19 protein-coding genes are annotated in these 19,906 nt (G+C 45.6%); 1 reads left to right on the top strand and 18 read right to left on the bottom strand.

The genetic code is table 11. The annotated features are described in order from the left end of the window. Nucleotides 1–13: 13 nt before the first annotated feature. The 8 genes from RWO08_RS02290 to RWO08_RS02255 form a co-directional block, all read right to left on the bottom strand. Entirely contained in the window at nt 14–1,309 is a 1,296-nt protein-coding gene (locus RWO08_RS02290; protein WP_314211128.1) for a DNA polymerase thumb domain-containing protein, read from the bottom strand. Then, the gene (locus RWO08_RS02285) at nt 1,278–1,634 is read right to left on the bottom strand and encodes a hypothetical protein (protein WP_023390714.1); all 357 of its coding nucleotides are present in this window, start codon (nt 1,632–1,634) and stop codon (nt 1,278–1,280) included. Before RWO08_RS02285 ends, RWO08_RS02290 begins: the two co-directional genes overlap by 32 nt. A 114-nt stretch (nt 1,635–1,748) precedes the next feature. Beyond that, nucleotides 1,749–2,375 (bottom strand): SGNH/GDSL hydrolase family protein, encoded by a 627-nt coding sequence (locus RWO08_RS02280; RefSeq protein ID WP_314062004.1) that lies wholly within the window; start codon nt 2,373–2,375, stop codon nt 1,749–1,751. A gap of 9 nt (nt 2,376–2,384) precedes the next feature. Then, nucleotides 2,385–2,786 (bottom strand): rhodanese-like domain-containing protein, encoded by a 402-nt coding sequence (locus RWO08_RS02275; RefSeq protein WP_070755516.1) that lies wholly within the window; start codon nt 2,784–2,786, stop codon nt 2,385–2,387. 10 nt (nt 2,787–2,796) lie between these two features. Next, the gene (locus RWO08_RS02270; protein ID WP_291454275.1) at nt 2,797–3,771 is read right to left on the bottom strand and encodes an ROK family glucokinase; all 975 of its coding nucleotides are present in this window, start codon (nt 3,769–3,771) and stop codon (nt 2,797–2,799) included. An 11-nt stretch (nt 3,772–3,782) separates the two neighbouring features. Then, complete coding sequence (locus tag RWO08_RS02265; protein ID WP_314062001.1) at nt 3,783–4,493, bottom strand: rhomboid family intramembrane serine protease; 711 nt, start codon at nt 4,491–4,493, stop codon at nt 3,783–3,785. A gap of 58 nt (nt 4,494–4,551) precedes the next feature. Next, the gene (locus tag RWO08_RS02260; protein WP_314061999.1) at nt 4,552–5,127 is read right to left on the bottom strand and encodes a 5-formyltetrahydrofolate cyclo-ligase; all 576 of its coding nucleotides are present in this window, start codon (nt 5,125–5,127) and stop codon (nt 4,552–4,554) included. Between the two features lie 12 nt (nt 5,128–5,139). Next, the gene (locus tag RWO08_RS02255) at nt 5,140–5,985 is read right to left on the bottom strand and encodes a glutaminyl-peptide cyclotransferase (RefSeq protein WP_314211127.1); all 846 of its coding nucleotides are present in this window, start codon (nt 5,983–5,985) and stop codon (nt 5,140–5,142) included. A 22-nt stretch (nt 5,986–6,007) separates the two neighbouring features. Here RWO08_RS02255 and RWO08_RS02250 point away from each other — a divergent pair, with 22 nt between their 5' ends. Next, on the top strand, nt 6,008–6,631 hold the full coding sequence (locus RWO08_RS02250; RefSeq protein ID WP_314061995.1) for a lysophospholipid acyltransferase family protein: 624 nt from the start codon (nt 6,008–6,010) through the stop codon (nt 6,629–6,631). A 111-nt stretch (nt 6,632–6,742) separates the two neighbouring features. Here RWO08_RS02250 and nth read toward each other — a convergent pair whose 3' ends face one another. The 10 genes from nth to RWO08_RS02200 all read right to left on the bottom strand — a co-directional run bounded on the left by nth (nt 6,743) and on the right by RWO08_RS02200 (nt 19,543). Beyond that, entirely contained in the window at nt 6,743–7,375 is a 633-nt protein-coding gene (gene nth / locus RWO08_RS02245; RefSeq protein WP_023390722.1) for an endonuclease III, read from the bottom strand. An 80-nt stretch (nt 7,376–7,455) separates the two neighbouring features. Continuing rightward, entirely contained in the window at nt 7,456–8,832 is a 1,377-nt protein-coding gene (locus RWO08_RS02240) for a DUF4832 domain-containing protein (RefSeq protein ID WP_314211126.1), read from the bottom strand. A 32-nt stretch (nt 8,833–8,864) separates the two neighbouring features. Next, the gene (locus RWO08_RS02235) at nt 8,865–9,548 is read right to left on the bottom strand and encodes a DUF4956 domain-containing protein (RefSeq protein ID WP_070755510.1); all 684 of its coding nucleotides are present in this window, start codon (nt 9,546–9,548) and stop codon (nt 8,865–8,867) included. 26 nt (nt 9,549–9,574) lie between these two features. Further along, a complete protein-coding gene (locus tag RWO08_RS02230) occupies nt 9,575–10,372 on the bottom strand; it encodes a polyphosphate polymerase domain-containing protein (RefSeq protein WP_314061990.1) in 798 nt (265 codons plus the stop codon). Further along, nucleotides 10,362–12,119, bottom strand: coding sequence for a CotH kinase family protein (locus tag RWO08_RS02225; RefSeq protein ID WP_399495281.1), 1,758 nt, complete (start codon nt 12,117–12,119; stop codon nt 10,362–10,364). The genes RWO08_RS02230 and RWO08_RS02225 overlap by 11 nt, the downstream gene beginning before the upstream one ends. After that, a complete protein-coding gene (pelG, locus tag RWO08_RS02220) occupies nt 12,100–13,572 on the bottom strand; it encodes an exopolysaccharide Pel transporter PelG (RefSeq protein ID WP_314061987.1) in 1,473 nt (490 codons plus the stop codon). The genes RWO08_RS02225 and pelG overlap by 20 nt, the downstream gene beginning before the upstream one ends. After that, nucleotides 13,572–14,978 carry a GT4 family glycosyltransferase PelF gene (pelF, locus tag RWO08_RS02215; RefSeq protein ID WP_314061985.1) on the bottom strand — a complete coding sequence of 469 codons (1,407 nt, stop codon included), beginning with the start codon at nt 14,976–14,978 and terminating at the stop codon, nt 13,572–13,574. Before pelF ends, pelG begins: the two co-directional genes overlap by 1 nt. A gap of 2 nt (nt 14,979–14,980) precedes the next feature. After that, on the bottom strand, nt 14,981–16,813 hold the full coding sequence (locus tag RWO08_RS02210; protein ID WP_314211125.1) for a DUF2194 domain-containing protein: 1,833 nt from the start codon (nt 16,811–16,813) through the stop codon (nt 14,981–14,983). Nucleotides 16,814–16,825: 12 nt separating this feature from the next. After that, nucleotides 16,826–17,752 (bottom strand): hypothetical protein, encoded by a 927-nt coding sequence (locus RWO08_RS02205; RefSeq protein WP_314211124.1) that lies wholly within the window; start codon nt 17,750–17,752, stop codon nt 16,826–16,828. Between the two features lie 18 nt (nt 17,753–17,770). Next, nucleotides 17,771–19,543: a DUF4118 domain-containing protein gene (locus RWO08_RS02200; RefSeq protein ID WP_314211123.1), complete on the bottom strand. Its 1,773-nt coding sequence runs from the start codon at nt 19,541–19,543 to the stop codon at nt 17,771–17,773. Nucleotides 19,544–19,906 lie beyond the last annotated feature (363 nt).

The following is a 19,906-nucleotide window of genomic DNA, read 5'->3' as shown; positions in this document are numbered from 1 at the left end:
TACTTTTTGGTAACTAGTGGCCCCCAATCAAAGCCGATCTTTGGATCGCCGTAGCTCCCGGCAAGAGACTGCTGGCGCGGACTAAACTTCCATAGCCATAGCGTTCCCTAACAGCATCCACCACACGTTCTGCCCTTTCTTCTTGGGCGGACTGTTCCGGGTCTTGGAAGAGAGAGAGCTGGGTTGGGCCAGCTGCCTGCAGGTGACTGACGGTCAGATGCAGGCTCTTAACAGGTAGGCGGAAATAGTGACGCTTGAGCAAGGTCTGGCTGTGGGCCATGAGTTGCTTGCTGCTAGATGTCAATTCAAAGGTCATTTGACCACCCGATCGTTTGGGGACGATGTCCTTGCCATAGCCTATACCCAAGCCTAAACAAGATGTCATCCGCCCTTCTCGTCGCAGGCGGCTAGCTAGGTTATCAGCCATTTCTCGGACCACCAAGGCGACTTGCCTATAGTCCAGATAGTTCCTTTCCAAAATCTGGGAAGCACTATAGACCTGGCTCTGAGGACTATAAGCCTCACGTATGACGCTGGCATCCAACCCATTGGCGTGATAATAGAGTTCTGCCCCCTTGACCCCAAAGCGGGCCTTGAGTTTGCCCAAATCAGCATGAGCCAAATCCCTTACGGTGTAAATCCCCATGTCCTCTAATGACCTCTGGGTGCGACGGCCAATCCCCCAGAAATCACTGAGCTTTTCAATCTTCCAGACAGTCTCTGGAATCCTAGCATAGGACCAATAAGCCAGATAAGGCGGCCGGTACTTGGCCACATTATCCAAACAAAGCTTGGCCAGTAGCAGATTATCCCCTATACCCACACAGGTCGGCAGGCCATAGCGCTTGTAAATTTCATGCTGAATCTGCCAGGCAATTTGATAGCTAGAGCCAAAGAGCGCATGACTGCGCCCCACATCCAGGAAAGCCTCGTCAATCGAATAAACATGCAAATCCTCCCAAGCCACATACTGGAGGAAAATTCGGTTGATATCATGGTTACGCTGAACATAAAGATTCATTCGCGCCGGCGCCAAGACGATATCCCAATCCCGCTTAGGTAAATCATAAACTCGACTGCCAGTGCCGATGCCGTATTCTGCCTTCATACGGGGACTGCTGGCCAGGACCAAGCCTCCTTTGAGATGGGGCCTGGAGACCACGCAAAGCTTGGCCGTCAGCGGGTCCAGTCCCCTTTCTACGCATTCAATACTGGCGAAGAAGGACTTGCAGTCAATGCAGAGAATGTCCTGTTTGGGGAAGAGGTCAGGGTCACGCTCAAGCATGGTCCCACCACTTGGTCGGCTCATAGACTTGGACGTGGCGGATGGTCTCATATTCAACCGGTGAGTTGTCGATGAGGACAAACTGATCCGCCCGTCCAATGACCTGCCCCATATAGTAAGCATGGCGCTCTGCTACCTGGACATTGAGGGTCACCTTAACCCTCAGTCTTTCTTGGAAAGCCCGCTGGAGTTGAGCATCAATTTCGGACTCGGTCATGACCTCTGGCGCCTGATAAGTCGCCAAAACTTCCTCTCGATTAGCCAGAACACTGGCCTTCAAATGAGGGCTGGAGAAAAACGGCTGCCACTTCTTCATGCCGCGGTCATGATAATTTGTATTCATTGCCATTGTATTCACCTCATCTTAAGTATACGAACGTATGTTCGTTTTGTCAATGAACTTGCACCCTATGAAATAGAAAAAGCCCCTTCCCTAAATCTAGGGAAGAAGCTTGTCTCTTCTTTATAATGTCGCCAATTTGGCTGCAATAGCTTGTCCTAAAGCTTGATGATTTTCCTCGTCCATGTGAACGAAGTCGATATTGGAAGGTTGGGCCACGGTTTTAGCATCTAAGAAGGCAACGCCGTACTGGTCACAAATTCTTTCCAAGATATTGGCTAGGTATTCTGATTGCATAATGCCATACTCATCAATTTCCTGGTAGAGGAATTCGGGATGGTTCATCAGGCCGCGCCCCACCACGATAGGAGATACCACCAAAATTTTGGGTGGAGCCTGATGAGCCCAGTTAGCAGGATTCTGAATGTACTTAATCATTTCCCCAATACCTAAGGCAATCTGATTGGCGCATTTGCCAAAATGACGCTTGAACTCATTGGTTCCCAACATGATGACTACCTGATCCAGCGGAGCATGGGATTGCATGACCATTGGCAAGGCCGTCATGCCGTGTCGCTCAGGATTCTTATGGTCGGGGCTATTGACCGTTCGGCCATTGAGCCCTTCTTCGATAACTTCATCCTCTGGCCGCAAAGCTGCCAAGACACGGGTCCAGCGCTTGGGATGGCGACTGGCATTAAGGGGATTGAGGCCCCAGGTATTGCTGTCACCAAAACAAAGAATCCGCATGCTAGTTGCCTACTTTCCTTTGGCAGTCTTAACCTTACCCGTCCACTCAGTCATCCCACCCTTAAGGATGTAAATGTCGTTATAGCCGTTGCGTTTGAGACGGAAAGCTGCACGTTGGGCGGTCCCGAAAGCCTCGTCTACTAGGTAAATAGCTTGGTCCTTACGGATTTCCTTGAAGCGCATCTTGAATTGAGAACTTGGGATATTACGTGCCCCTAAGATATGACGCGCCTCAAACTCAGCCGCTTCACGAACATCGATTAATTGCCCCTTACGCCCTGCTGCAATCAGGTCTTCTTGCTTAATGGCTTTGGCGGCATAACGGCCCATGCCCCACAAGATCCCATAATAGAGGGTGTAAATCACAATAATACTTAATAAAACAACAGTAATAAAATTCAGAATTTGCATGCTTCTACTCCTAATCCTTATTTAGGGCAAGACGTACTAATTGGGCTGCCCCGATGACCCCAGCATCATTCCCTAATTCTGCCAAGACAAGCTGGGTGGTGTCTTTAATTGGTGGGAAGACATATTGATTGAAAAATACCTGGATTTTGTCCAAAAGGAAGGTTCCGGCTGCGGATACCCCGCCACCCACCACAATCTTAGAAGGGTTGAGGGTATTGGCCACATGAGAACAAGCCAAACCTAAATAGCGCGCGAACATATCCACAATGTGGTTAGCGAAGAAGTCGCCTTCCTTAGCCGCATCAAAAATCAATTTAGAAGAAAGGTCATCGCCATTATCAACGGCTGCCTTAATTGGTGAGTCACCGGCATATTCTTCGGCAAACTTACGGGCTAGATTGACAATACCAGTGGCTGAAGCGACTGTCTCCAAGCAACCTGGCTTCCCGCAGGTACATGGAATTGGGTCCGTCGTTTCGACCGTGATATGGCCGACTTCCCCAGCTGCCCCGTTGGCACCGCGCACCATTTGGCCGCCAGAGACGATACCGCCCCCAACACCTGTTCCCAGGGTAAACATGACCACATTGGCTTCGCCATTACCGGCCCCTTTCCACTGTTCACCTAAGGCTGCCACGTTGGCATCATTATCAAGGAAGAAAGGCATCTCCAAGGCTGCTTCAAAGGCATCTTTCAGGCGTTGTAGGGTCCGCCAGTTAAGGTTGAAAGCCCCGATTACCGTCCCCGCTTGCGCATCCACCTTACCTGGTGAGCCCATGCCAATCCCTAAGAAGTCATCTTTGGTAAGGCCATAACGTTCCATATGTTCTTGAATGGACTGGATAATAGAAGGCACGATGTGCTTACCATCCTCTAGGATGTTGGTTCCAATGGTCCATTTTTCCTGAATTTCCCCTTCTGAGGAAATAATCGCAAACTTGACGGAAGTCCCGCCTAAATCAATACCTAAAATTTTCTTTGACATAAATCTCACTCCTAGCGATAGATAAGGCTATTATTGAATTTAACAATTCCAAAATAAATCAGGCCGGCGCTGATAGCCAGGATGACTAGCAGAACCAAGAGGCGATGCCACCAAGTACGGCGGAAAGAATGTGGCAGCTGCAAGACATAGGTCAAGCCTACCCCATAGAAGGCGCCACCCAAGTGGCCAAAAAAGTCAATGCCTGGTGACAGGAAGGAAAAGACTAAGTTAATCACGATTAAGGCCGCATAGTTCTGGGCTCTTGCACTCAGACTGTATGAGTCTGGATAGAGATAAGATAAGGCCAGATAACTAGCAAAGAGTCCAAAGACCGCCCCACTAGCCCCGATTGAGACACTATTAGAAAAGGCAAAGGAGACGATATTGCCGCCAATCCCCGCCCCTAAACTTAGTAGCAAGAAGCGCCATTTGCCCATCAGAGGCTCTAATTCTTGACCTAAAAAATAGAAAGACACACTGTTCAAGGCGATATGTTGCAAGTCAGCGTGCAAGAAGACAGCCGTCACTAGCCGCCACCATTCATTCCCAAGAACAATCGCAATATTATATTTAGCTCCCAGTAGAAGCAAGGCTCGGTACCAGTTCAGTCCAGTTCGAGTTAAGCCAAAGGTGCCAATAAACATGGCGACACACACCAATAAAAAGAGGTAGGTCACCCAGGGACCGCGTTGAATTCGGCGCCAGGTTCGTTTGATTTCCATAATACCCTCCGTCCTCTAAATCGTTCCCAATTATTATACCTTATTTTTGGCTTTTCGCCTAGGGCTGATTCAATGAGCGCGCTAACAATAAACGCCCCACTGCCTGGTCATGACCCTCCGCCTGCCAAGCCGTCTGTTCATAATATTGACAAGGCAAGACCAGACTCAGCGTTGGCGTCTCAATCTGAGCTAAGAGGCGATCATAATAACCGCCACCAAAGCCAATCCGCTGGCCATCCGACCGGAAGGCTAGGCCCGGCACAACCAAGAGGTCTAAGCTAGCCATAGCCACTGCTGGCTCCGCCTGACTGGGTTGGTAGATGCCACGGAAAACTTGTTCCAAGCTCCCTTGCCCATGATATAGACAGAAATCTAAGCCTCGCTTAGGCATCATGCGCGGCAGGAAAACTTGATAGCCTAAGTCTACCAAAGTATCTAGCCACTTGGCCGTTGGCACTTCTTCTCCCACGCCATAATAGAGGCCGATGCGCTGATAGCCTTCGTCCGCCAATACAGCCAAAAACTGTTGCCATAAATCATCCGTTAATTGCTGGCGACTAGTAGCAGGCATGGACTTAAGGGCTGCTAGGGTAGCTTGCCGCAAGCTAGCTTTTAAATCTGTCACGTTGGTCATAGGGGGGCCTCCTTATTTTAAGCGTACTTCAAAGACATAGGGATAGTACTTGCCGGTCACATAGAAGCGGTCCCCTTCAATATGGGCGATGCCATTGAGCACATCAGGTTTACCACCCGGTGTCAACTGAGCTTCTAGTTTATGTTCTTTAATCAGTGACGTAAAGTCATACTGGCTCTCAATGACGCCCGTCTCAGGGTCCAATTTTACAATAAAAGGGCTCTGCCAAATATTGCCGTAGAGCTTGCCATCGACGAATTCTAATTCATTGAGCCATTTAATAGGCTTACCCTGGTCCGTCACAGTCACCTCGCGCTTGAGCTCAAAGTTTTTAGGATCTCGTTCCTGTAACTTAGTGGAGCCATTAGTCATCCAGAGACTGTCGCGGCTGTCATCATAGGCCAGGCCCCAACCTTCCCCCTCATAGTGGAAGGTTTCCAAAATGGCCAGGGTCTTAGGGTCTCGCTTGTAGGCTAGACCTTCCTTGTAGCTAATCTGCCAGACTGCATCCGGCGTCTGGGTTAGCCCCTCACCAAAGACTTGACGGTCTAGTCGATCCTTAACTTCTAGCTGGCCCGTCTCCAAATTCAAGACGCCTACAACAGAATCGCCGTATTGGCCTGTCGACATAAGCAATTGGCCCTCAGGACTTACTTCCAAACCTTGGGTAAACCAACGATCATCTCGCTCATATTGAGCTAGCACTTCATAGTCAGCCTGAGGTGCTGCCTGCACTAGCTGATTACTTGCACCTAGAGAAATTAGGGCTAAAAGCCCCAAAACTAGAGGGTATTTTTTCATCTCACTCACTTCCTCACTTGAGTTTCGCTCCATGACTTGATATGATGATAGTAACATATATTGAGTGAAGGAGCTACTTATGCTATATAATTTCTTGTTAACTCTTATCCGCTTCATTTTCCGCCTAATCAATGGCCGTGAAGTGGTCCAAGGCTTAGAGAATCTTCCTAAGGATCAACCCTACATTATTGCCGCAACCCACCGGTCTTTGACTGACCCCTTGTTTGTTGCCTTCGAGACCTATCCTCATCAGATTGCCTTTATGGCCAAGGAAAGTCTCTTCAAGTTCAAGCCACTGGGCTGGCTCTTCCGTAAGGTCAATGTCTTCCCCGTCAATCGCGACAAACCCTCAACCAGCACTATCAAACATGCGGTTAAGATTATGAATGAAGATGGCAAGATTCTAGGAATCTTCCCTTCAGGCTCTCGTCATACTACTGAGATTAAGGGCGGGACAGCCTTCATCCAAAAACTCAGCAAGCAAGCCATCGTGCCTTGTGCCATCCAACCACCTATTGGCTTCAAGCAATTCTTCTTGCGCCGTCGCTGTAAAATTGCCTTTGGCGCCCCAATCCCTTACCAAGAAGGCGTTAAGTACGATAAGGACAAGTTGGCTCAAATTGATGCCCAATTGGCTGAAGAATTCGCCAAATTAGATCATCAACTAGATCCTAACTATCACTACCAACCACGCAAAAAATAAGCTCATCCACTCCCATTATATCATATAGGATATAATGGGAGTTTTTTTACCCAAAAGACCCTGACAGTTAGAGCTACTTCCAACTGCCAGGGTCTTGACTTATTTCATTCATTATTCTAAGCCTTCAAAGAGAAAGTCTATGGGCTTAGGATTCTTAGCGGTACTGTAGTAGCGGCCGAAAAAGAGAATGGCATGGTGGGCCTGAGCCCAATCTTCCTTGGGGATAATTTCCATCAAGGCTTCCTCTACCTCCAAAGGTGTGGCATTGGCTGGCACAAAACCTAAACGTTTGGCTACCCGATCCACATGAGTGTCCACCGCCAAGGCCGGAATGCCAAAGCCTACGGCCAAGACCACATTAGCAGTTTTTCGCCCAACCCCAGCCAAGTCCATGAGCTCTTTGCGGGTTCTAGGTACTTCCCCACCATAGCGCTGCATCAACTGCTCACAACATTGATAGATAAACTTGGCCTTGTTGCGATATAGGCCAATGGTTTGGATATAGGGCTCTATTTCTTTAGGCGAAGCCTGCAAGAAGGCTTCCGGTGTCGGAAAGCGTTCAAACAAGGCCGGCGTCACCTTATTGACTGAGACGTCAGTGGCTTGAGCACTCAACATGACCGCAATCAATAATTGAAAGACATTGTCATGGATGAGTTCGCAGTGGGCATCCGGATATAGGGCTTGGATTCTCTTGACAATCACCCTGGCTTTATCCAAGGGCATGGTAATCTTGGCTGACATGACGTTTCCTCCTGATAGTCTAGCAAATACCCCTCTATTATAGCTCAGGCCTCCGTCGCAGCCAAGCGACTTGCTTAATCCTATTGGGCAGGGAAAAGAATCGTCCGACCCGTCTGATCATCGTAGCCTGGCATAGCCAAACGCAGAGCATCCTTACCAGTCATAGGGTCCACAATGCCTAGACTGTATTGATAATGCCCTGCCTGAGAACTTTCTTGGCCCGAGAGATTTAAGGCCACACTCACCTTCTCTTGTCGCCCTGGCACTAGCTTGGACAAGGCCAGTGGCACTTCAATCTTTTTAAGCTCTTTGCCCTCATTATCTTGAAGGTAGAGGTATAGCGGCCAGTCATAGTAGAAAGGCGCTGCTCCCTTATTTTCAAAGGTCAAGGTCATAGTCAGCTCTTGCCCCTTTTGCTCTAGCTGAGCCTGAGAGACATAGATTTGATAACCAAGTTGACTCAGAATTTGCTTATAGGCTGCCTGACCTAAATCAGCTTTAGGCGCCTTTGGCCCAATAAAGGTCATATGTGAGGCTTTAACATGCTTCAAGACTTCCTGGAGTCGTGACCCCATCAGGTCTTCCATGGAATGGGCGCTGGTCATTTCGCCGCCAATGGCAAGGGTCTTCCAAGCCTGTGGCATGGCAAGCAAGCTCTTGTTTTGAGTCTGGTCGTAAACTCCACCAGCTTGAATCCACTCCAACCACTGGCTAGTATTGATTTCTTCGCCAACCATGTCGTTATAGAGTCCTAATTGATAGGTCTGACCCCATTTGAAAGGCCGGCGCATGAGAATCTGAGTCTTAGGAAAGGCCGTGCGCCAAGGCACCACGTAACGTTCCAGAATGTCTTCAGACGGTAACCTTTTGAGTCCCTTCTCATAGTTGACATGCCACTCGCCCCAGTGGCCGACACTGCCCAACTCAATGAAGGAGACAAAGCCATCCTGCCCCCAACGCTGGCCCATGGCAGCCACCGCCTTGTCATGGGCTTTAATCAGGGCTTCTTGACTATAGTCTGGTGAAAAACCTTGGCCATAATCTGTGTGATACCAGTCACCAGCCCCCTTAATGTCTTGGTAGAGCCAATCCGGAATATCTTGATGCCGGTCCTGGCCAGGTAAATCTAGCACAAAGCGCAAAACCAAATGCTTGCCTTCTTTGCGCCAACGCTCAAACTGATTGGCCTTCTCAATGGCTTCAAAATTATATTTCCCCTTTTGGGGTTCCAATTCTTTCCAAGTCACATCGACGTAAAGAAGTTGAATATCCGAATCTACTTGGGATTTTTCAGCTTGGAGGGCATAGCCCATGAGCGGGTTCCCTGACCCAGAATCCTGCCAATCAAAGCTAGCCTGACGTAAGACTTGGTCTTGTGCATTCACTCGATTGGGCTGGATTAGACTGACTGTGAGTAAACAGGCTAAAACAAGCCCGCTAAAGTAATATTGACGCATCTTTCCCCTCCTGGACGACTACTATTCATCTCTTAGCCGTGATACTCGCCATTGTACTGAATTAAGGTCACATCTTCCACGTCCTCAAGGGCTTGGATTTTCTCCATGAAGAGGAAGTCGTTTTGTGACTTACAGAAGACTTCGATAGCAGCTTCGATACTGCCGTCTTTGCGCATGGTGCGAGACTTGATGAAGAACTTCATCTTGCCAAAGGCTTGCACAATGGCATCCCCTGTTTCCAGGCCTTTATAGTGAATGACTGCAATGTAGACCTTGCCCGTCTCCTGACGGAAATAGAAGACCACAATCATCAGAATCACAATCAAGGCTGCACAGACCGACAGCACAAACATACCGGCCCCTAGCGTAATGCCCGAGGTAATGGCCCAAAAGAGATAGAGCAAGTCCATGGGATCCTTAACCGCCGTCCGATAACGCACGATGGACAGGGCCCCGACCATCCCCAAGGAAATGACCACGTTGGTCGAAATGGCCAAAGTCACCATACAAGTCAGCACCGTCATCCCAACTAGCGTCACCGCGAAGCTACGCGAGAAGACCACGCCAGTATAAAAGCGCCGATAGACAAAGTAGATAATGCAGCCCATAACAAAGGCCAGCAAGAGCGAGCCAATCAACTTGGGCAAATTTTCAGCAGCAAAGCGCTGAGTTTCGATAAATGATCGTTTAATAACGTCTTGAACGCTAGTATTCATTCAAAACTCCTCCTTCATCGACCACATTAGAAATGCTCATGGTCGAACCAATAATTGAAGCCATGTTTATAGGCTGTCTTTTCATAGCAGAGCACATATTTAGAGACTGCCGTATATTCCAAGGCTCCAGTCGGCACCAACTGACGCACGATTTGCGGCATAAGTTCCGTATATTTGACTTCTAAAATCAACTTGTCAGGTGGTAAGACTGGCAAGCTAGGCAACTTAGCATCAAAAATATCAAAGGAACCGACTGCTGCTCGAACATCTGTATCGAAGGTTACCCGCACAGTTCCAGCATCCAGAATCCAAGGCTCTCGTTCGTAGTCCACAATGACGCGCGGACGCATCATATTGGTCACACATTCGATATAGAACTCACGCGCTAGAGAATGCGGGCTGTGCTTAAGAAAATCATAGTTACCCAGCAAGATATCCTCTACCTGAGCCCGCGTCAGAGGCGCACTTTCCTTGTAGATATAGGCACCGAATTTCTTCTTGCGTTCAAGTCGAATATAGTGGTCCTGATAATTGTAAATACGAATCCGATACTTCTTCCGCATCAGAACCCCTGCGTCTTTTTCTTCGTAGGCAGATTGCCAGTAATCATCAAAATAGAGACTCCGAATGGTATAGCTGCCACCCTTGACATGCTTGTCTAGGGCCAAAACGGGTGACAGGCGGCGCCGCAAGTTGTCTTGATCATGATAGGAAATCAGATACTTATTCTCATGCCGATAAGGCTCTCCTGGCGCTTGACTGTCTTCTTGCCAAGTCAAGCTTTGAGACTTGCCCCATAAGGTGTTTAATAACTTATTCTTCATAAACATCCTCACTAATCTTCCCATTTGACTGAATGAAGAAGCTCTTAACGCCGAAGTGTTTACCGACTTCTGTGACATAGTAGTCGAAGGCATGGCGTGTCTCGCCAGCTTCATTAGTAGCCGTCACACGGGCAAAATAGTGTCCTTTTTCTGGCATATCCAAAACCGTTTCAGACAAAGTAATACCCTCCTCAGTGTGGATGATTTCTTTAAATTCGAAATCCTTAGCAACCTCAACCTTATAGGTAATCTTTTGCCCATTCAAATCATAAGCCGCATCCCAACGAACCTTGAGTTTGCCATTCTCGTCCTTCTCAGGTATCCCGATAAAGAATGGCATAGGCTTCTTAAGGCTATCTAGATAGTCCTGATAGTTGCTCTCAATTTCCTTAGGAATGGCTGCCGCTACTTCATCATATTGACTAGGAGTCAATCCCAAGTGGGTGCTATCCGGCTCTTTGGTAACATAGGGTTTGACGGTTTCTTGGTACTTAGCCACTTCCTGGCTAAGGTAATCTGGATTTAGCTTGCCTTTCAAATCTTGAATGGCATCATCTAGCTCCTGACGGAAAGTGGCCGACTTGAGCGCACGTTGGAAGAGACGATTCCCCCAATAGTTGCTGATGCCAGACTCCCAGGAAGTCTTACCCGCAAACTTCTCAATTTCATATTCTTTCTTGAAGAAGGCCGAGTCATGGTCCCAAGGAATGAAATACCAGCGCTGGCTATTCTGCGGACTGTAGAGATAGACATTTCGACTCTGCGTATCCGTGTTGCCAATAAGAATTTGAAAAGCCAACCAGTAGGTCAAATTTTCTCGATCAAAATAAGTATCTAAGGTCTGATCAATGGGCCGATCTAAATCATTCACTGCCTGAAGCATCTCAATTAGCTTATGATGGTCACGATCCCCCTTAATTTCTAAGAGTTTCTCGAATGCAACTCGATCAAAATCGGGATCGTCTTCTAGCTTAATAGTATCTTCATATAGTAGGAATTCAAAGAAATTAACCTTATAGAGCTGAGCATTACTATCAAGACCATGAGCCTTAAGGCCACTACCATTGAGCTGCTCGACTTGGGTATAGAGACCATAATCCACGAATTTGTCAGGCTCAGAGCCGTTTTCATCCTTGACATAGAGATGAACAAATTGTGTACGTAAGCCAATTAATTGAGGAATGCCCCGAATCAAGTCATAGGCTAATTTATTACGGAAACGTAGCCCATCTGTCTGGTGCTTATTGAGGTTGATGGTTCGCTGACCCTGCCAGCTCCCCTTATTCCTTTTGAGCTTAATCTTGTAGTTTTTCTGTTGGTTACGACTGGACGTCTGTCCCCGAACCTGAACAGTGGCATTAGGCACCGTCTCACTGTAGCCCAATTCCCCAGCCAAGGGACCTGTATCGTCACCGGCTTGCAAGAGGGCAGCCACTTGGTAACGTGGAAGACCCCATTTCTCATAATCATAAACAGAGTAGGTATTAATCTCTTCCCAAGTATGGTTGGTATTCTCCGCTGCATCTCCCGATTTAATCGTTAGGTAGAGCGTTTTGACTGATTGAGAATCTTCTTGGTAAAGCAACTCTTTATCGCGCAAATGATAATTGCTTTCGGCAAATTCAACCGTCTTTTCTTGATTAGAGAGCGACTGGTTACTGGTCTCCTCTTGCCCGCATGCTGCTATAAAGCATGTGGTTACAAGGCATAAAATCAGTAACCTTCCTTTAGGTTTTTTGAGAGGCACGAGACCCCACCCCTTTCAGATAGTCGTAAAGCCGACTGAAGAAACCATGGTGCACCACAAGTGTCATAGGTTGTGCACTCAGTGTATAGTACATTAATTTCTTGGTGAAGCGATCTAGGCGCCACAAGGCAATTAGGAAGAAAATTGCAGCAGCCACCAAAAAACCAAATCCAAGAAAGGCACGATTAAAGTATTGAGATACAAACGTTAAAAGTGGCGATGCAATTGCGAAGCTCGCTGCAGCAATCAAAGCACCTTTATAATCCGTAAAGTATAACAAAATAGACAAGATAACGTTGGCAATGGCATAAATCCCGTAGCCTACGCATAAAATACGGAAATAACCTCGCATGAGGTCATTAATTCCCAAGGGTAAGACATCTAAGAGTGCATTTCCTGCTGATATGGCTAGAATCGTTACAAAAAGCTGCTTCCAAGCCAGTGCTATCAGTTCACGCATCATGACTGTCAACATCTCTTCTTCTGCTTCTTTAATGTCGGACAAGGTCCCCTTCTCGTTAAATAAGCCATAGTAACGCTTATACTTAGGATAGAAATGCACCTCAGTCGCCAAGGCAAAATTAATCGTTGTCACCAGTATGGTCAAAAAGGCTAACAGAACCGGCACATCATAGACTTGAGAAGCAAAGAAAAGTCCCCTTACTGGACTTCCCCATGGCCCTAACCAGACCACAAGAATATGCCCAAAAATTCCGATATGCAGACAGAAGCCAATTAAGGCCAAATCAAAGAACTTATCAATCCATTTCAAGAAGAGAAAAGACTCATCTAGCATTCCTAAATCTAAAGGAAAATATCGTGACAAGAGATAAACAATCCCCAAAAACATGAGGCCATAACCTACACAGACGCTAAATAATAGAGAGGTCAAAACTGGCAACTTAAATGATAGTAGGCACCATCCTACTAAAAAGGTTACAAGACTGGCTGATAAAAAGGCTAGTAAAATTGCCTTGTAGTCCTTCAAGGCAGTCAAATATTGAACCCCATTCCAGACAAAAATCAACTCCATAAACAAGGTGAGATTAAGAACTAATTGCACTACTGTCACACCTGATAGGATTAAGAATGGCCCATATAATAAGACGCCTATGCCAATCATAGTTGCAGAAGATCCCAAAAAAGAAGGTAAAAGATAGGCTTCCTTTTCCTCATATAACATATCAGAAGCGAAGCGAGTCACCGCGTAAGAGAAAAATGAATTCACTGTCAAAGACGACAAAATAGCATAGGTAATCATACTAGTCAAATAGTTACTATCAGCACGATTAAGCCCCACACTATTTGCTAGATAGGAAATCCCAAAGATTAAAGTCCCTCCTAGGATCATAGGACCAGCATAGATTACGCCAGTATAGCCATATGCCTTAGCTCGAGAGAAGAGACCCTTTTGGTTAAAGACTTTCCTTAATTCAAATCCAATCCCTGCCATTAGACCTCCACCTCCTCGTACATCGCTAGATAGCCCTTGAGCATCCGATCATATTGATAATAACGCTCGACACGTGCTCGGCCGATGGCCCCCATCTTTAATCGTCCTTCTTGGGACCGGCACATGAGTTCCATCGCATCGGCTAATCCTTTCTGATAAGTAGGAGGAACACAATAACCAGCTAAACCCAAATCATCGCCTGGGCCACCCTCTAATAATTCCCGGCAACAACCCACATCGGTCGTGACACAAGGACGGCCTGAGGCTAACGACTCCAAGACAGATAAAGGCTGGGCCTCCGAGATACTGGTCAGAATCGTAAAATCGAGATTTTCCATATAAGTTACAATATCTACCCGGCCAGTGAAGATAACATTATCCAACTGCATTTGCTTAACTAGGTCATAGCATTCTTGAGCATATTCTTCATCGTCCACGCCCCCCATAATATGGAGGCGGACATTATCAAGACGGTTACTTAATTCGTAGAAAGCATAAAGCATGGTCTTAATGTCCTTGATAGGAGCCAAACGCACGACTGCTCCGATATCTACTCGTCCATCTGGAATTTTAGCCGGTACGGAAGAAAAGCGTTGGAAATCAATCCCATTTTCTACCACCCGACAACGGTCTGGATCACAACCTATCTCAATTTGGGTTAGGCGAGCCTTGGTGAAAAGGCTAGATATAATTTGAGCCCGGCTATAAATAATGTCCGACAGCATATAGAAAAACTTAATCCAATGGTCCTTCATACTTGGCAAGACCCAGTTAGAGCGAATAATCTCCTCTTCTCGCTCACGGGTATAGATACCATGCTCTGTTAATAAAATTGGTCGATCGTAACGATATTGCCCTAACAGCGCCAGAATACCACTATAACCTGTCGAAATAGCATGATAGACATCTGCCTGTGGTACTTCTTGACCTAAGAGATAGAAAACCGGTAAGAGCATAGACCGAATAGTGTGGAATACTTCTGCAAAGGCATTATAGGCATACTGCTCCTGACACATAACCACCATCATCTCCAGAAAACTCTCACTTTGCAAGAAATCAACTGGATTCAGCTGCTTATCTTGATAGAGGCGGCATAAAACCTCCCAATCTGGACGCCCAGTTTCCATAAGTTGTCTGAGAGCGTCTAACTCTTCTTTGCTGAAACGGTAATCAAAGAGTCGCTTACTTGGCGCTAATTGTAAGGCATCATCTAAGAAGACTTCATGCACTTCAACCACATTATCTAACATTTGGTAGACGAACTGGCCTTTTTCCTTAGCCTTAGCCCCAATCACCCAGAGTACAAATTCGTGTTGAGGCATATTTTGGATGTATTGATGCATCCAAGTTGAGACCCCACCATGGACATAAGGATAGCTTCCTTCTAAAATCAAACAAATTCTCATCCTTATTCCTCACTCCAGTCCATGGTTACTTTGGCCTGCGTTGCTTTCAGCAGATAGAGGTTCCCTGTTAAGTGCGTCAAAGTACCACCATTTACATGACTTCCCACTTGGCCTTCATTGATACGTACAAAGAGGTAAACCTCATCATAGAAATGGTCAAATGTCCATTCTATTCCTGTGGCTGTACGTTCTTGCTTAGGAACTAAGGCCGAATAGCGTTGTATAGCACCTGATAGCTGGGAGCCTGTCAAATCTCTTAAATCAGGTGCAGACGACTTGAGCCAACTAATGTAGTGCTCTAGGTTACTTTTAAGCACAGCCCAACCCAACTCAGCTCCACGGTCCACATCTAAGGTATCATCTGGATGGATAAAGTGACTGTTGACAAAATGCATGTTCAGTTCAGAGAATGCAGCCAACTGCATAAAATCGTCTAGCATCCCACCCGAAATAATCCGTGGCTGCTCGACCATGCCATCTGACGCCCATTCAAATTCTTGGTCATAGGCGAAATCACCAGGGAAATAGCTACTAGCTATCGTTTTAATTTCTGGAATTTCCTCCACCAATACCTTGCGCCCTTCCGCCGATAGAACATTGGAAGGTGGTACATAGACTGACTTCTCTACATTAGGAAAAAGTTCTTCGTTAAAACGCACTAACTCTTTCATTGCTGATACCATAGCCGATTCTTCCCAGGTATGATAAGAATATACACCTTTATAGTCCAGAGACTTAGGAGATAAAGGCTGGTGATTATAACCATGGTAGCCAATTTCTCCACCTGATCTTAGGAGCATATTACCAAAATAAACGAAACGAGAAATATCATCTTGGCCGTGAACATTCCCTGATGTGTCATCTTCATAGTTTTCAATGGTTGCTCCGGTATATTTAATCCCATACTTATCGACAAAACTCAGCATATCTACCCACCAAATATTGGTATAGAAATCAGCAACATTGAGGTTATAGTCCCGTTTAACATACTTGCCATCACCACTTGGAACTGGCGCAGGGAAATCATCTAAGTAGAAGACCGAACCATTAATAACAGGATAGCTGGCCACCTTACCCAAAAGGTTATAGGAAGCTGCATAGAGTCCCCGAGTCACCTTGTTATAGATACCAAAGTTATCGATGACAAACTTGCCCTTGCCATAGGTATGTTCCCAAATTAAAGGCAAGACACCAGGACCTTCCTTACGACTAACGTGAACCTTGGCCTTTTCAGACAAGTCAACTTTGAGTGCAGAATCAAATGGTTCTTCGATAATATACTCACGTCCCCCTCCAATCATGAAGTCCGGTTCGATATAGAGCTTGTCTACAAGACCATGCTCAGCTTGTGATTGTTTAATCCCCAAAGCTTGCTCGATTAGAGACAGATGACTGGATTTTTGAAGTGTTAGGGCAAATTGAACATAGCCCCCCGACTCAACCCAATCACGTAGGGCAATTAATTCTTGGTCTAAATCATCAAGTTGCGAAACAAGCATTACAACCTTCTCGTAACTCTTGACATCAGGAAAAGATTCCGTGGCTATATCAATTAAATTATAGCCTACTTTCATATCCTTAAAAATTTGTTGAAACTGTTCTTTAGCCAGCATACTCGATGGGTCACGACTGTCCGTTACCACAAGGGTATTGACTGGTACTTGTGACTGAGCCTGATCGGCAGTCACTACTGCTCCTGTAAGATAGGTATAGGCTTGTTCTGGAATTTGATAGCCTATCCCTTGCCGCTCAATAAATAAGGCTACAGATAATCCCAGAAAACCAATAAATACTAAGAAAATCCCCCAATACCGAAATTGTTTCCATTCTTTCATAGTGTCCCCCTACTACACTTGTTGCCGCCAAAAATGAATGACCTGACGATTATGGTGTGAAAAATACACACGACAAGTGTCAATATCTTGAAAAAATTGTTGTAAGCCTAGTCGATCCCCTTGAGCGACTAAGGCTTGAAATTGAAACATGCGGTAAGACTCATCTGTTGGCCAATTAATCTGACAGTATTCTAGAACTTGCCGCACGCGTTGTTCTTCCCCTAAAGCTAAGTACTGCTTCCCTAAACGGATATAGTCGTTAAGCTCGTGACTAAGCGCCACCTTTCGTCGTAATAAATCAATATACTGATGTCGAGAGCTCTCAGCAAATTTGCCAGCTACTAAACCAGACATCAAATAATCCTCTAAAACTAAACAAAGTTCTTCTAAAATGGCAAGATTATCAGGTTGCTTAGCTAATTCTTCTTTAAGTTGATGCACTTTGAGGTCATAGTCTTTGTGTAATTCCGCTAACATAACCGTTGCGTAATGGACCACTTCAACATCCTCATTCATTCGTGCTTCTTGTAACAAAGCCACTACGTTGCTTGGTTGGTCTTTAAGCATACTCATCATCAATTCGCGTTTAGTAATCGAATCATTGAGTAATAATGCCTCCTCAATCGGTACCCACTGCCTGACATCTTCAGACGCTCGAAGATCAACGGAGTCTTCGTCCTCGACTTCTGCTTCTAACACTTGGTCCTCTAGCTCTAAAACATCCTCTTGGCCTATTTCAATTTTCTGACTTCTTGATTGCTTAGACATCAACCAATAGGAAATGGTTACCGCCACAGGCCCCAAATAGGGAAGTATGAGAATGGGTATCCACAAAATAGGATTAATTGAAACTTTACGGACAAGCATCTGCCGATAGAGAATATAGGCAATAATTATATGCCCTAGCAATAATACAAGCAGTACCATAGTCGGTAGCATGGATTTATCCCCCTTATTTTATTGGTTATTAGTGATTTCCAATGCATGCTGGAGTGACATTTCAATTAAACCAAAAATAACACGAAGTTGATTATATTGCGCCACATCCATGGGGTCTAGTTGACGCTCTAACAAACCTATTACAATAACGAGTTGGTCCTGATAACGTAATCCCGCCACGTAATGTGGCAAACTAGGATCAAGTTGCCGGTTCAACCAAAGTTCACCTGCCATCAAAGGCTCAGCTAATGGCCCTAAAGGTCCTTCTAACAGAGGACTTGCCAGTGCTTGACTTAGATTAGGAACAGGCGCTAGTTGGTTGGTTCCTGATACCTGATAGAAGACCAAGGCCAATGGGTCTACTAATTCAACCAAGAGCTCTTGAGCCACTTTCAGAACTCCTTCCGGAGTTGATTGGTTCAGTCGTTCTACCCAATTGTATAGGCGTCCATAGGAATCACGACAGCCCATAATTTGCTTTTTCAACATGGCCTTATCAAGCAGCATATCACGATAGAGTTGCCGAATTAGATGACTTTTATCGCGTAGCAGCTGGTTCTCTCGCGATAAAACTGCTTTATCTTGCAAGGTTTCAGCCCGTAAACGCCCAACCATTGCACCAGTTACTAGGTAGACAACAAAAGGAACCCAGTTAAGCGGGTCATAGAAGAGTGTAATCCAGTTGTTCCCAGAGGTCACATAAATATAGAGCAGGGCCAAAATCGATAAACTAGCCGATAAGAGCCCTATCCCAATTCCTCCAGTCATAGCCATGATGACAATATAGAGCAAGCGAACGTCAACTGCTCGGAATTGTTGCTGATTTCTTAAGATAAGGGAGACAAGTTCTGATAATAGGAAGAGAAGAAATACTTCGATAATCCGCACTAGGGTTGGGTGTAACCCCATCCAGCTCTTCAAGTCTTGCCACCATCCGAGCAAAGATGACTTTCCTTGACCAAGGTAGCGCTCTTTTAAGATAGTTTGCCAATCCTCTAAAGGGTTAAATTGAGGAAACCATCCATAACGTGTTCGGAGCGAAGCAGTCATAGAATCGGGCTGCTCTACTTGTTGAAGCTTTCCTTTAGTAAAACTAATAGAAGCATCTGGTTGAAACTGATACATGGTAAGAGCCAAATCTTGATATGTCAGTTTGAAAGTATTAGGTACAATCAATAGCTCTGACTCATCAGTCCAATCGTCCAAGACTTTATAAAGTAAGCGACCTAAATCATCCATCTGTAAGAAGAAAAAGTCACTGTCACGATTCTCCTTGAAGCGTGCTGCTTTTCCAGCCGCCCACTGGCTAAATATCTGATCGATATAAGGCGGTAAAGTCTGATCTGAATAGAGATATGGTAAGCGAATTACCTTGATTGACATGCCATGCTCTTTTCCTTCATAGAGGCAAAGTTGCTCGTAGCTTTGTGCCAGTTGTGTTTCTAGCTGTTGATTTTGATAGCCTGACTGCGGTCCAGACAAATAGCAAAAGCGGCTGATGCGATAGCTCTGACAAGCCGTAAGGAGTTGCTGAAGTGCCTCCCCTTCGCCAACTTCCTGTGACCGAAGCGTAAGAAAATTAGAGAAGAAAACCACTTGGTTAATCTCATACATTTCGCAAACCTCTTCTAAGGCCCAATCTCTTTGCTCCATGGATAAGACCGTTACACCTTGCCGATAAGATGTCTTCAAGTCGCAGGGTCCAAGAATAATTACACGCCCTTCCGGAAAAGCTTCTTGGATAAATTCTCGCGTCAGGTAACTTGTGTTCCCTGTTACAAGTATATTCATAGTTATTGTTTACCCCCAATTATATTTCTTGCCTAGTAAAAGTAGTTTGCCCTCATTTTTAATGCCCTAGAAAATGTCTAATAATTTAAGATAGAAATAGAAATGAAATTTCTGAAGTTGCCAAGGAATTTCAAAATAAAACTCCAAATTAGTATATATAACCCTTTTTGCCACTACTCCCCTAAGATTGGCACTATTATAACACTATACAAATCTAGGTCAAAGGTTATCTCATTTTGCTAGAATGCCGTTACCAAATCGTAATGATTCTGTAACATAAGTTGATGGTTTTTTGGTCTTTCCCTCACAATTTCCGACCTGGCCCCTTTTTTCTCCAAAATTAAAAGAAATCCTATTTAGGAT

Source organism: uncultured Abiotrophia sp., assembly GCF_963520105.1.
In the GTDB taxonomy this organism is placed as follows: Bacteria; Bacillota; Bacilli; order Lactobacillales; family Aerococcaceae; genus Abiotrophia.
This window is presented reverse-complemented; position numbering and strand designations above follow the sequence as displayed.

Coding starts and splice junctions, on each gene's coding strand:
- RWO08_RS02290 (WP_314211128.1), bottom strand. CDS start 1,309: ATGAGCCGACCAAGTGGTGGGACCATGCTTGAGCGTGACCCTGACCTC.
- RWO08_RS02200 (WP_314211123.1), bottom strand. CDS start 19,543: ATGAATATACTTGTAACAGGGAACACAAGTTACCTGACGCGAGAATTT.
- RWO08_RS02210 (WP_314211125.1), bottom strand. CDS start 16,813: ATGAAAGAATGGAAACAATTTCGGTATTGGGGGATTTTCTTAGTATTT.
- RWO08_RS02255 (WP_314211127.1), bottom strand. CDS start 5,985: ATGTTACTATCATCATATCAAGTCATGGAGCGAAACTCAAGTGAGGAA.
- RWO08_RS02285 (WP_023390714.1), bottom strand. CDS start 1,634: ATGGCAATGAATACAAATTATCATGACCGCGGCATGAAGAAGTGGCAG.
- RWO08_RS02260 (WP_314061999.1), bottom strand. CDS start 5,127: ATGACCAACGTGACAGATTTAAAAGCTAGCTTGCGGCAAGCTACCCTA.
- RWO08_RS02270 (WP_291454275.1), bottom strand. CDS start 3,771: ATGTCAAAGAAAATTTTAGGTATTGATTTAGGCGGGACTTCCGTCAAG.
- pelF (WP_314061985.1), bottom strand. CDS start 14,978: ATGAGAATTTGTTTGATTTTAGAAGGAAGCTATCCTTATGTCCATGGT.
- RWO08_RS02205 (WP_314211124.1), bottom strand. CDS start 17,752: ATGCTACCGACTATGGTACTGCTTGTATTATTGCTAGGGCATATAATT.
- RWO08_RS02265 (WP_314062001.1), bottom strand. CDS start 4,493: ATGGAAATCAAACGAACCTGGCGCCGAATTCAACGCGGTCCCTGGGTG.
- RWO08_RS02235 (WP_070755510.1), bottom strand. CDS start 9,548: ATGAATACTAGCGTTCAAGACGTTATTAAACGATCATTTATCGAAACT.
- RWO08_RS02275 (WP_070755516.1), bottom strand. CDS start 2,786: ATGCAAATTCTGAATTTTATTACTGTTGTTTTATTAAGTATTATTGTG.
- RWO08_RS02250 (WP_314061995.1), top strand. CDS start 6,008: ATGCTATATAATTTCTTGTTAACTCTTATCCGCTTCATTTTCCGCCTA.
- RWO08_RS02280 (WP_314062004.1), bottom strand. CDS start 2,375: ATGCGGATTCTTTGTTTTGGTGACAGCAATACCTGGGGCCTCAATCCC.
- pelG (WP_314061987.1), bottom strand. CDS start 13,572: ATGGCAGGGATTGGATTTGAATTAAGGAAAGTCTTTAACCAAAAGGGT.
- RWO08_RS02240 (WP_314211126.1), bottom strand. CDS start 8,832: ATGCGTCAATATTACTTTAGCGGGCTTGTTTTAGCCTGTTTACTCACA.
- nth (WP_023390722.1), bottom strand. CDS start 7,375: ATGTCAGCCAAGATTACCATGCCCTTGGATAAAGCCAGGGTGATTGTC.
- RWO08_RS02230 (WP_314061990.1), bottom strand. CDS start 10,372: ATGAAGAATAAGTTATTAAACACCTTATGGGGCAAGTCTCAAAGCTTG.